10 protein-coding genes, 1 other RNA gene and 1 pseudogene are annotated in these 12,601 nt (G+C 46.3%); 2 read left to right on the top strand and 10 right to left on the bottom strand.

The window, feature by feature from the left end; translation table 11 throughout:
• Positions 1 to 3: 3 nt before the first annotated feature.
• The 4 genes from ACP4IT_RS00295 to ACP4IT_RS00310 all read right to left on the bottom strand — a co-directional run bounded on the left by ACP4IT_RS00295 (position 4) and on the right by ACP4IT_RS00310 (position 2,622).
• Positions 4 to 1,146, bottom strand: a complete 1,143-nt coding sequence (locus ACP4IT_RS00295) for a THUMP domain-containing class I SAM-dependent RNA methyltransferase (RefSeq protein WP_011667775.1) — start codon at positions 1,144 to 1,146, stop codon at positions 4 to 6.
• Positions 1,147 to 1,246: 100 nt separating this feature from the next.
• Positions 1,247 to 1,626, bottom strand: an RNA gene (gene rnpB / locus ACP4IT_RS00300) — RNase P RNA component class B.
• Between the two features lie 17 nt (positions 1,627 to 1,643).
• Positions 1,644 to 1,997, bottom strand: coding sequence for a cell division regulator GpsB (gene gpsB, locus ACP4IT_RS00305; RefSeq protein ID WP_011667776.1), 354 nt, complete (start codon positions 1,995 to 1,997; stop codon positions 1,644 to 1,646).
• 55 nt (positions 1,998 to 2,052) lie between these two features.
• Positions 2,053 to 2,622: a DUF1273 domain-containing protein gene (locus ACP4IT_RS00310; protein ID WP_011667777.1), complete on the bottom strand. Its 570-nt coding sequence runs from the start codon at positions 2,620 to 2,622 to the stop codon at positions 2,053 to 2,055.
• 203 nt (positions 2,623 to 2,825) lie between these two features.
• Between ACP4IT_RS00310 and recU the strand changes: the two genes are divergently transcribed.
• Both recU and ACP4IT_RS00320 read left to right on the top strand, forming a co-directional pair.
• Positions 2,826 to 3,431, top strand: a complete 606-nt coding sequence (gene recU, locus ACP4IT_RS00315) for a Holliday junction resolvase RecU (RefSeq protein ID WP_011667778.1) — start codon at positions 2,826 to 2,828, stop codon at positions 3,429 to 3,431.
• Positions 3,432 to 3,475: 44 nt separating this feature from the next.
• Complete coding sequence (locus tag ACP4IT_RS00320) at positions 3,476 to 5,782, top strand: transglycosylase domain-containing protein (protein WP_011667779.1); 2,307 nt, start codon at positions 3,476 to 3,478, stop codon at positions 5,780 to 5,782.
• Between the two features lie 205 nt (positions 5,783 to 5,987).
• On the opposite strand, the pseudogene ACP4IT_RS00325 reads toward ACP4IT_RS00320, so the two are convergent.
• From ACP4IT_RS00325 to ACP4IT_RS00350, 6 genes and pseudogenes are all read right to left on the bottom strand, one after another.
• Positions 5,988 to 6,351, bottom strand: a pseudogene (locus ACP4IT_RS00325) (rhodanese-like domain-containing protein).
• Between the two features lie 3 nt (positions 6,352 to 6,354).
• On the bottom strand, positions 6,355 to 6,876 hold the full coding sequence (locus ACP4IT_RS00330; protein ID WP_047021299.1) for a MarR family winged helix-turn-helix transcriptional regulator: 522 nt from the start codon (positions 6,874 to 6,876) through the stop codon (positions 6,355 to 6,357).
• A gap of 156 nt (positions 6,877 to 7,032) precedes the next feature.
• The gene (locus tag ACP4IT_RS00335) at positions 7,033 to 7,728 is read right to left on the bottom strand and encodes a DnaD domain-containing protein (RefSeq protein ID WP_011667782.1); all 696 of its coding nucleotides are present in this window, start codon (positions 7,726 to 7,728) and stop codon (positions 7,033 to 7,035) included.
• 82 nt (positions 7,729 to 7,810) lie between these two features.
• Positions 7,811 to 8,992: a pyridoxal phosphate-dependent aminotransferase gene (locus ACP4IT_RS00340; RefSeq protein WP_024855021.1), complete on the bottom strand. Its 1,182-nt coding sequence runs from the start codon at positions 8,990 to 8,992 to the stop codon at positions 7,811 to 7,813.
• A 20-nt stretch (positions 8,993 to 9,012) separates the two neighbouring features.
• A complete protein-coding gene (locus ACP4IT_RS00345; RefSeq protein WP_021742335.1) occupies positions 9,013 to 9,516 on the bottom strand; it encodes a DUF5590 domain-containing protein in 504 nt (167 codons plus the stop codon).
• A gap of 57 nt (positions 9,517 to 9,573) precedes the next feature.
• Entirely contained in the window at positions 9,574 to 12,414 is a 2,841-nt protein-coding gene (locus ACP4IT_RS00350) for a helicase C-terminal domain-containing protein (RefSeq protein ID WP_172757574.1), read from the bottom strand.
• Positions 12,415 to 12,601: the final 187 nt, after the last annotated feature.

Below are 12,601 nucleotides of genomic sequence, written 5' to 3' on the forward strand. Positions count from 1 at the left end.
GCCTTACCGATTGTGTCGCGGTTGCCGTTGTGCCCAGAATTGGAAGTAGTCCGTCCGCAAAGCCCCGTTATAGAGCTTCCGGGTCTTGGTCGCTTTCTGCCCATAGAAATGTTCAAATTCCAAATCAGCCGTCAAGATGTATTTAGACCAATCAGTTAGTGGCTTAAAGACTTGCCCCATTTGTTTGTACAGTTCACGAACACTGGCTTGATCACTCAACCGTTCCCCATATGGTGGGTTAGCGACAATCACCCCGTGTTTCAGTTCAGTCTTAAAGTCTTGGACCGCCAACTGACTGAAAGTAACATCCTGTGACAAGCCAGCCTCTTGCGCGTTTCGCTTCGCAATCGCCACCATCTTCTCATCGATATCACTACCGAAAATTTGTAAGGGCGTGTCATAGTCTGCCAGTGCATCCGCTTCATCCCGGACCTCATCACTGAGTTCTTGCGGTACCCAGTCCCACTTTTCACATGTGAAATCTCGATTGAATCCTGGGGCTAAATTACGGCCAATTAGCGCTGCCTCAATCGGGATCGTCCCAGAGCCACAAACGGGGTCCCAAAACGGCATATCTTTATGCCAACTGGTTAAAGCGATCAACGCTGCGGCCATGTTTTCCTTCAACGGCGCGCCTCCTTTACCCACACGGTAGCCCCGTTTGAATAAACTAGACCCCGTCGTGTCTAACGTCAACATGACATGATCCTTGTCAATCATCACTTCTAGTGGATACAGTGCGCCCGTTTCTGGCATTCGGGTACGGCGATGATAAACGGCCGCTAGTTTCGTTGCAACGGCTTTCTTAACGATTGCTTGCGCATCAGGGACACTGTGTAGTTGTGACTTCTTGGAACGACCCTCTACCGGAAAAGCGGCATCCATGGGAAGCAATTCATCCCAGGCAACTGCCTTAGTGGCTTCAAACAATTCGTCAAAAGTGACCGCATCAAACTCGGCCACAATGATCCGCACCCGATCGGCTGTCCGGAGCCACAAATTGGCCCGCAAAATATCCTTGATCGTCCCATCAAACCGGACACGGCCATTTTCAACCTGGGTCTCATAGCCTAACTCGCGCAATTCACGCCCAGCAATTGCCTCAATCCCACTAGCTGTCGCTGCATATAAATGAAAAGTCTTCATGACGTCCTCCTTATATTTTCTAATCAAATGGGTGTTTATCCCAATTATCGCTATAAAAAAAGGTGGGAGCAAGCTCCCACCCACCTGACATGGTGTAAATCCCTGTAAGCCATGTTTTGTACCACCCAACCGTTTCAGGCAAACGATCAGCTGGCAGTAATCATCTATCTCGAGAGTTTCCTCTCCCCCCACATTTCGTTCAATTCCATATGTGAAGCGCCCCTACCAAAAGTTTGGGTTGCCCGCTCGAGGGGTTTACCGCGTTCCACCGCCTAGGTTTCCCTAGGCGTATCGTCACTGTGGCACTTTTCAGGGATACTCAAGCATAGCCGAAGCCTTAGCCGTTTTTTCCCGCCGTAACGCTATTGCTAACGTCCCCCGGCTTATTTTTTCACCGAGCACGAACACTACAGGCATCGCAGCCTGTGCGAGCATGGACTTTCCTCAGCCGACATAAGCCGACCGCGATTACTCAGGATCTACACCAGTCTATAATTCTACAAACGATGTGACTCGTTTGGATCATTATCTAATTGTGAACCGAAAACGTGCCGTTCCAAATTGGAAAGCCGCTTCAAAATATCCATGTTGGTTACATTTGAAGAAGCTGGGCTAGTTGCAGCAGCGCGGGGTTGACTTGCACCCACTTGAACCTGACGAGTCAACTCGTCAACTTTTGCCAACAACCGTTCGTTTTCATCTTGAAGCCGTTGATTCTCCTTCACAAAGGCATCATAGTCCTTGATGACATTGTCTAAGAAACTATCGACATCATCAGGGTCATAGCCGCGCATTTTTTGGCGGAATTGCTTTTGTAAAATTTCCTTCGGAGTAAAATTAACGTTTTCCATCGATCATTACACCTCGTTATCGTAATCAAACCGGCGATATCTATAATACCAGTTTTTATTCAAATTGGGAACCATTATTTGAATTTTCTTGATATTCATTGGCACTTTCTTGTAACCAATCCATATCAATCAACGTCAGGGGGTAAGCATGCTGCTCAGCAAATCGCGTGATTGCCTCGTAATCATACTTCGGTTTCCCTTCAACCTCTAAATCATAAACCATGACTGCCTCATCCGTATGGGTCAGCATAAATTCTTGATAGTTTCTTAACTGTTGGGGTCCATGATAGGGCTGCTCACTAACCGATTGGTGGAAATCCACCCGGCTAGCTAGTTGGGCATACGTCCCCCGGTTATTCTCATTCCAGTTGCTCCCGAATTCAGCAAATGGGGTCATCATTGCAATTTTAAGCTCTGGATAATCCGGCTTTAACGCCAGACCCACCTCAGCAGCCCATTGCTCAACCCCTAACTGGCCGCCCGTAATCAGCCAATCCATGCCATTTTCAAGCTTACCAATTAGAAGTTTTTTAAGTGTATCCTTAATCACCAACAACTTGGGGTCCTGACTACCAAAGACGCCCAGTTCATAGCTCCGATAGCCCGTTAACCATAAGCGACTCATTTAGCCACCCCTTTCTGACGGCTCCTTATCAGTGTAGCGAAAAAAAACGTTAAGGGCAATTAAAATCCGTTTAAAATCCGCTTTTTTCATCAGTAAAGCCGCGTTTAGGAGTTTTTATTTCCGAGTGAGCTTGGTATAATGTCAATAACTGGCCCACAATCTGGTGAGCAAATGCCCGCTAAAACAAGGAGTGTGAAGCGTTTATGACTATTCGGTATCCCAATGGGCATGCCTACCGTGCACCAGCCAAAAAAATCGGGTCCCAGTTTTCTAGTACCAACACCAACTACGGTAAACGCGGTATGACACTAGAAGAGGAGCTCAATGAGAGTAACACGTATTACGAAGTCAATGGCGTGGCTGTGGTTCATAAAAAGCCTACTCCCATTCGCATTGTAAAGGTGGATTACCCTAAACGCAGTGCCGCCGTGATTAAAGAAGCCTACTTTAGTACCGCTTCTACCACCGATTATAATGGTGTCTATCGGGGTCATTATTTAGATTTTGATGCTAAGGAAACCCGTAATACAACGTCGTTTCCACTTCAAAACTTTCATCAACATCAGATTGACCACATGCGTGCTTGTACAACCCAGGGGGGAATTTGTTTTGCTATTATCAAGTTCGTCACCCGTCAGGAGATTTACTTGTACCGTGCGCAAGATCTGTTTACTTTTTGGGACGCGCAACAGCAAGGCGGTCGGAAGTCCATTCCTTACGCAACCATCGCGCAAGATGGGATTCAAATTCCCGCTGAGCTACAATTGCCCGTTCCCTATCTTAAGGCCGTAGATCAATTACTCTCATAAACTAACGAGTCTAGTGACTACGCTGAAACGTAAAGGAGATTACCATGTCTAGTAACAATTCACCACGGGAAACCCGGATGAGTCGTAACGCTGATCGTACCCCTGGCCCCAAACGGCCACATACCGGTTGGCGGACCTTTCGCCGGATTTTGTACGTCGTCGTCGCTATTGGCGTCTTCGCCATTCTTGCCGGAGCCGGCCTGTTCTTCTTTTACGCCCAAAGTGCACCTAAGGTCACCCAGAGTGCCCTGTCCAGTGACGCTTCTACAAGAATATACGATGCCAATGGCAACGTTATTTCACGAATGGGCGCCCAAAACCGGACTTACGTTAAGGCAAAGCACATTCCTGCAACCCTAGCCGCAGCGGTCGTATCCACTGAGGATCGCCGTTTCTATAAAAATAATGGGGTTGACCCCATTCGGATTGTCGGGGCTGCGTTTGCAAACTTCACCGGATCCTCATTAGGAATGCAAGGTGGCAGTACATTAACCCAGCAATTGGTTAAGCTGTCCGTCTTCTCAACCGCCGCTTCGGACCGAACGTTAAAACGTAAAGCTCAAGAAGCCTGGTTGGCCTTAAAGGTTGATCATAAATACTCCAAGGCAAAAATCTTGGAATATTACATCAACAAAGTTTACATGGGCAATGGGGTCTATGGGATGCAAACGGCCGCGCAATACTATTACGGGACCACGCTCACACATCTAAGCTTGGCTCAGTTGGCCTTGTTAGCCGGGATGCCACAGGCACCAACCCGCTACGATCCCACGACTTATCCTGCTTTGGCTCAAAAGCGTCGTGATTTAGTCTTAGACTCAATGGTTGAAACTAAAGTCATTACCTCAGCTCAAGCAAGCCAAGCTAAAGCAACCAGTATCACTTCGGGATTGGTCAAAACGCACAAGTCAACCAGTACTGGTGTGAAAAATACTAAGGTTATCGATGCCTACCTCAAGCAAGTTTATGCCGAACTGAAGTCCAAGGGCTACAACACCACAACTGGTGGCCTAAAGGTTTATACGAACCTCGACATGAGTGCCCAAAAGAAGCTCTACAACATTGTCAACTCTGAAAATTATGTCAGCTTCCCTTCTAAGAAGTTCCAAGTTGGGTCAACTATCGTTAATCCGAATAACGGCCAAGTTGTTGCGATGATTGGGGGCCGGAAAACAGGGAATGTTACGTTTGGGCTAAACCGAGCCGTTCAGACAGACCGGTCGAGTGCCTCAACGGCTAAACCACTAATGGATTATGGTCCAGCCATTGAATACCTGAACTATCCTACTTATGAGCCGGTTAAGGATACGGCCTTCACCTATCCGGGAACAACCAAGAACCTATACGACTGGGATAGGCAGTATCAAGGCACGATTACCATGCGCAAAGCCTTGTATGAATCCCGCAACATTCCTGCCATCCGGACGCTGCAGAACGTCGGTATTAGCAAGGCAACGACCTTCCTCAAGGGCTTAGGTATGACATTCGATAAGACCTTGACGCTGCAAAACGGGATTGGGTTGTACATTTCAACCGAGCAAGAAGCCGCAGCCTATGCCGCCTTTGCCAATGGTGGAACTTACTACAAACCATATTTGGTTTCAAAAGTCGTCACGCAAGATGGCAAGGCCCATAACTACTCTTCTCAAGGCAAACGTGCCATGTCCGCAGCGACTGCCTTTATGCTGACTGACATGATGAAAGACGTTATGACCAACGAAAATGGTTCTGGCCGTTCAGCGGCAATTTCTGGCCTCTATCAGGCCGGAAAAACTGGGACTGACTCTTATCCAGATGATTACGCTGATAAGGTCCCAGATGGCGCTACAATGGACTCCTGGTTCACAGGTTACACCAAGAACTATGCCGTTTCTGTTTGGACCGGTTACGATAAGCAGTTCCAAACGGGCCATTACGTCAGTGAAACCGAAACTAAGATTGCCCAAGAGATCTATAAGTACGAAATGACCTACTTGGCTTCCAAAAAGGTTAATTCCGATTGGACCCAGCCAAGTACCGTAACGAAGACTACGGTTAACAACAACACCGAATATTACGTAACTGGTCATCCTGGAACCGTTTCTGATGCAACCACAACAGACTCCACGTCAATGAGTCAGTATGGTTCGACCAACACGACTAGTTCTTCGGCCTACAGCAGTAACAACCAGGTAACGACTAGCTCCAGTTCAGCTCGGGCCAGCTCATCCACAACTGAATCTAGTACCAGTAAGGAATCATCCAGTACTGAACAGACCCCTAGTGGTAATGGGAATGATGACAATACCACGACGGATTCATCGTCAGCCAAAAATACAACGCAAAATGACAACGCTAGTTCCGGTAATTAATCCGATAGTGTTAGGTAACTATTAAAAGAATCGTTATTCTCAGTTGATTGAGAATAACGATTCTTTTTTAATACGCTCACTTCACTTTTATAAGGGATTGCATCACTAATCCATTCTTCATAGCCAACCACTTTAATTACCTTTTGAATTCAACCTATAAAAAAGCAGTCAGATTCAACAGCCGACCGCTTAATAAGTTAAATTATTATAAGGTTTCAACCGGTAAATTCATACCTTTCCAACCTTCAATTGCACCGGCCAGTTCATATCCTTCAAAACCAGCCGACAATAACGTGAGGAGTGCCGCTTTCCCTAAGATTGTGCCACCATTCCAGTCATACACAACATAAATCTTGCTTTTATCTAAATCCGCCAAATGGTTAGCCAGGTCCTTCGCCGGCATAGCGATTGCACCTTTAATTTGATCCTTTTTGACTTGTGCTGGCGCATTACGAACATCTAATATCACATAAGGCGAATCTTCTTTTTTTTAGGTTCTCTAAGACCGTAAAATGATCGATATATAAACTCAAGTAAGTTTTCAGTAAGCTAATTTTTTCTGTCTGCATGATTTATTGCTCCATTTCCTGTGTACATTTCTGAGTACCTGTTTTGATCTTTGCAAGTAAATGTGAAAACTGTTCGATTTCCTCATGAGTCAACTCGCCAAGTAACAGATGAATCGTGTGGAAATTTTGCGGTAAAAATTCCTGTAGAACTTTCACCCCATTCTCTGTAAGTTTCACCGACACAGAGCGCTTGTCGGTATCTGATGCCTGCTTTACAACCCATCCTTTAAGCGTCATTGCCTTTAGTAGCTTACTAACAGTTGCTCGTGTGGCCCCTAGTTTTTCCGAAATAACGGATGGCAATAATTCGTTATGAGGTGCCTGTCTTAAAAACATTAACATAATAAATCGTGACTCACTAAGCCCATGCTTATCTAGGACATCATCATAGACCTTTTGCATATTCCGATAGCCCCATTGAAAATCAAGAAATAGTTCAGTTATCTCAGAATCCTTTTCCGAAATATTATTCAGTAATTGAATTCTTTGATTATCAAGACGATCGACAAACGTAAATTTTTCCATAAGCTGTCTTCTTTCTGAATATAATTAGCCGGCTAACTATATTTAAGAGTATCCCATGTTATATTTTTAAAGCCAATGATAAACCTTCTAACAACAAAAAAGCCTGAAGCCAAGCTCCAGACTGATAGGTTGTACTAACGATTAGAAAAACACGGCCTAATCATCCGTTAACTTAAAGATTGGGACATCGGGAATGGCCGTGGTTGGCGTCGTTGCCGACTGTGTCCGGCGTGGCGCTTGTCGTTCTTTTTCACGTTGAACTTGCGCCGCTGTTTTCAGGTTTTTACGCTCCCAACTCAACAAGATTCGATCCATATATTTCAAACTATAGGCTTGACTCAACACCGCTTCTTTCAGGGCTAATTGAATCAACTCGGGGCGATAGTGGTCTTCATCTAACCACTGAGTGATGCTCTCCATTTCCAATGGTGATAACGGCCGACCAAATTCGGTTTCGATCTGATTGAAGATTGCCGAACGATCATTACTAGCAGTTTGTTTAACGACCTGTTGCGTCGTTTTCACTGCTAACTGGCTAAGCTTTTCCGTCAACAACCGAAAATCATAGGCGTCTTGTTTTTGCCCCTGACTATCCGTAACGGTCGTAATCACCATTAGTTTTTGGGTAATCATTTCGTGCAAGAGCTGATAGACCCGTTGTTTATCCCAACCTAAATGGCTGGCGATAACCGTCGCGTCTGGTAGCGGCTCCCCTCGATCCATGTATCGCCGTAATTGTAGGTAGACTAAAAGCTGATCCGTCGTCATCCCCACCTCACGAAAATGGTCGAGTAAATAATTAGCCAGGCTAGTTTGACCTGCCTGAACGTAATGCTGGATAAATTCAGTCATTCGATTAACTCCTTTACCAATTGAAAACGGCCGTACTCGCCAACTGCGAATCGACCGTTTCGTCAAATACCGTAATGAACCATTACGGGGTTGTCATAAATTTAGTTAGCCGCTCAATCGCCGACAATAAAGTTGCTAAATCAGCCGCATAGCTCAATCTGACGTGTCCGGGCAAGCCGAAAGCACTGCCAGTTACTAACGCCACATGCGCCTCATTAAGAACTGCAGCCACGAAGTCAGACGTGGTGGTTATTCCCTTCATTGCCATCGCAGCCGATACATCTGGAAACAAATAGAAGGCCCCTTGCGGTTTATGATTCAGTTTAACCCCGGGAACCGCTGCTAACAAAGGATAAATTCGATCTAGTCGTTGTTGAAAAGCCGCCTTCATCTCTGCTACAGGGGTTTGATCGCCAGTTAACGCTGCTAAGGCCGCTGCTTGACTCACTGCTGCGGCATTGCCCGTCATGTGTGATAAAACCGTCGTCATTGCACTGATGATGTCTGGTTGGCCCACCGCATATCCAATTCGCCATCCCGTCATGGCATAGGTTTTTGACACCCCATTAATCATGACTGTATGCGCCGCAATCTTATCACCAAGTGACAACATCGATGGTACCGGTGTTGGCCGATCATAGACCAGTTCCCCATAAATTTCATCGGCCACAATGATTAGCTGATGGGCCACCGCCCAATCACCTAACGCCGTCAATTCGGCTGGTGTATACACGAGACCACTGGGATTTTGAGGAGAATTTAGCACAATTGCCTTAGTTTTTGGCGTAACAGCCGCTTCTAATTGTGCCGGTGTCACTTTCAAATCAGCAGTTGGGTCCACTTCAATCGGCTGCCCCCCCGCCAGCTTAACCTGCTCGCTATAGCTGACCCAGTAAGGCGCCGGGAGTAATACCGCATCCCCTGGATCAAGTAACACCTGAAACAGCGCATACAACGCCATTTTGGCTCCCGTTGTAACGACGACCTGTTGGGGAGTTACCGTCACCTGTTGCGTTTGCGATAGCCGATCGACAATTGCCTGCCGTAATGGCAAAATGCCTGCCGTTGCGGTATACCCATCAACTTCATTGGCTTGAATAGCGGCAATCGTCGCTGATTTGATTGCTGTTGGCGTTGTAAAATCCGGTTGGCCGACACTCAAGTTTAATACATCAATACCGGCGGCCTGCAATTCTTGCGCGCGTTGCGCCGTTTGGAACGTTGCGGAAGGAGCCACCTGCTGGGCTCGCTGTGAAAGTCGCATGGTCAACCTCCTACGATGATTTAAATGTTCGCAATTTGTTGTAAAACTTTGCCATTACTATATTGGTAAGTCAGATAACAAAGCTTGCCACTCTGATTCAAATAGCTTACCTGCCAAGCTGGCTTACCATTAAAGATGCTTAACGCTGCTGATAAAACCTTCTTGGGATTACGTTTCCAAACCTGTTGTAAGACCGTATTTCGTGAAATTCCGTCCGTTTGTTTCAAGACAGTGACTTTCTTTCCCGTTTTAGGCACGATCACGTACACCTTTTGTTTAGCTTTATTTTGACCCGAAACGGTGTAATACGTGGTATTCAGGTTGGTCCAATAAAAGTCTTGCGTACTAGTCAGATGCCCGGAATCTTTAGCAACGGTTTCTGCATGAACGCGCGCTTGGCTTAACGGCTTGGTTGCTTTATTAATCATGACACCCGCACTGATCAAGACTACTAAAATCACAAGCAGGATGGTTAAGAGCACCCAGTGTCGTGGTCGGCGTTGGCGCTTATACTGTTGTCTCATCAATTTTCCATCGTACTCCCTTATCAAACTTCTCAAATTTCAATCCCAGTCATTATATCAGACTTCTGGGGGTGTCGCCGAATCGGCTGGCTTTTTTTCAAAAAAATTAATTAAACCCTGTGTTAGGGTCCCAATATCTCCAGTTGTTTTCGGTAACTCCGCTGGTAGTGCGCGTAAGATACTTTGACCATACTGGCGTTCGACTAACCGTTGATCTAAGATGACCACCGCACCATAATCATGGGGCGTTCGAATCAAGCGCCCAATTCCTTGACGCAACTTCAACGTCGCCGCTGGTAAAGCCGCATTATAAAACGGATTTTTCCCTGCCGCTTCCAGCCGGGCATAATTTGCTTTGACGAATACGCGATCTGGTGAATCGAAAGGCAACCGTGTCACAATCAATAACTCCAATTGCTCGGAGGGCAAATCAATTCCTTCCCAAAAACTCGCCGCACCTAATAAAATCGCTCCGTGACTGGTGGCAAATCGTTTCGTAATCCGCTCACGACTACCACTGACACCTTGAGCGAAGATGTCTCGGCGAGCAAACTCTGGTTGGGTCACCAACTGCTGATAGACCTGTTCAATCACACTGAGTGAATTAAACAAAATCAAAGTCTGCTTATTCACCGCGCCAGCAATTTGGGTAATCGCTGCCGACAAGTAAGTGACGTAATCTGCCGGCGCCACTCGACTCAGATTAGGGCCTGAATCCGCCATCAGCAATTGTGCTTGCTTGCCATAGTCAAAACTGGAACGCATCCGATGAGTCACGGTTTGCTCACGTTGTAAATCGAATTGATCTAACACATATTGTGAGCGACCTGATGAAAAGAGCGTGGCCCCAGTCAAGAGCACCGGCTGAAATCCCGCATACAAGTGCTGACTTAAGAATCCCTCTGTAGCTAATAGGCCACTAGCCAATTGTAAGCTCGTTCGGTCCCCAACGTGGTTCATGGTTAACCAAAAGAGACTAGCTGGTGCCTGATCAACAACCTGCCGCAAAATTTCTAATAACTGGCCCATCTGATCGTCAAAAAGGTGCACCCGCGTATCAACCTGCTCGAACAAATAGCGTTCTGCCGACGTGAATTGGGCTTGTTGCTGATCATAGCGTTGCCGTAAAGCATTCAGTCCGGCTAACAGATCATCTGTAGCCATTGTTGCGCGGTCAATTGTGCGACTGCGATCAATTTCTTCGGTCAACGCTTGCGCACTAACTAGTTCTTCAATGACTTGATTATGATTATTCAGTCGTTTATTGGCTAAAAACCGTAAAAACAGATGGTCCACCAATGTGGTTAATTGTGTCTCTAACGTTTGACTAGCCGACAACAGCCGGTGCAACGTTAATGTTGCTTGAGTGTCCGCCGCGAACAAACGCAGTAAACTGGGTCCAATTTCTCGATTAATGTCTCGCTGAATATGATGCAATTCATTGAGTAACTGGGCAAACTTAACTTGAGTTCGCCGTTGTTTCAACGTGCTTTCTGTTAAATGCTGCGCCTCATCAATGACTAAATAAGGTTGTTGGAGCTGCTCACCTAACGCCAAAGCGTGTTCACTCAAATAAGCGTGATTCACAATAATTACTTGGGCCTGCGCCATTCGGTGGTCTCGCCGCCGGATGAAGTCATCATCATAGAAAGGATTATCCACCGTAACGGCACCTTCATGAACAATCTCTTGGAAATAAGGCGCCCGATACGTCGCCAAATGTAATTCATCGAGATCACCAGTCGTCGTCATCGTCAGCCACACTAGTAAACGCAGCTTTAACAACTGCGTCTGCTTAGAGGTCTCTGCGACGTTTAAGGTAGTTGCAAATCGCTGCAAGTCAAGATAATGCCGACTGCCCTTAACTAAAACGGCATTGACAGTAAAGGGGACAATTTGATTTAGCAGCGGGATCGTTTGGTTCAATAACTGCTCTTGTAGTAAGGTCGTTGCGGTACTAACCACAACGGGTCGACCAGTCTGTCCTAAATAAGCCATTGGCAATAGGTAGCCTAGACTCTTCCCAATCCCGGTTGGCGCTTCTACAATCATGTGTTTTACCGGATGCCGATCCGCCTCAGCATAATTATTATAGATGTAATTCATCATCTTAGCCTGTTCCGGCCGCCATTCCAAATTCTCCGGCATCAGCTTTTGTTTTTGCTTTTTGGTTTTCGGATATTTACTAGGTTCAGCTAAAGTTGTCGCCGGTAATGGTGCCGGTTGCCGTAGGGCCAACCCATTTTTAATGTAAAGATAATCCGGTAGCTTTCGTGGTGACTGCTCATTTAACTGCTGAGCCACTCGGAACAGTGTCGTCGTCTGCAATGGCAAATCCGCTTGCAAATCGATCATTCGTTGTAGTGTCACCATTGGTAAAGCCCGTAATCGCCGAAATAAAAAGATAAATAATTCGGCCGTCGCACTAGCATCGCTATCAGCCGAATGCGGATTGTCGTGTTCAATATTAAATAATCGACTCAGGTCGCGTAGCCGAAAGCTCGTTGCAGTCGGCAATAAGATCTGACTCAAAGAAACCGTATCCACTGCGGCAATTGGTAAGGCCGGATACCCCACCCGTTCAAGCTCAGCATTGATAAACGGCAAATCAAAGTTAACGTTGTGCGCAACAAATACCGTGTTTGTTAACAAGCTATATAGCGTTCCCGCTACGTCATCAAAGAGGGGCGCATGCCGCACCCGTTTATTGGTAATCCCCGTTAGTCGCGAAATCGCGGCGGGAATCTCTTTAAGGGGATTCACGTCCGTTTCAAAATGATTAATTACTTGATTATGCTGGACGAAGACGCACCCAATTTGGATAATGCGGTCGCCATCTGTCACACTGGTTCCGGTGGTCTCAATATCCACCACCGCATAAACCGTGTCTTTATCCATAATATGCTCACCAATTTCTGCACAATTGCGATAATAACTGGAACTTATGATACACCACTTAGCGGGCCAACGCTACGGTAAAAGCCGACCAGACGACCGATCTATCCTCAGTCGCTTAACTGCGGCTAACAAGCCCTAAACTTTATAGAAAACGTTAATTTTTACGAGATTTTAAGATTTTAACGGG

The sequence above is a fragment of the Levilactobacillus sp. LN180102 genome (assembly GCF_050106635.1).
Lineage (GTDB): Bacteria > Bacillota > Bacilli > Lactobacillales > Lactobacillaceae > Levilactobacillus > Levilactobacillus brevis.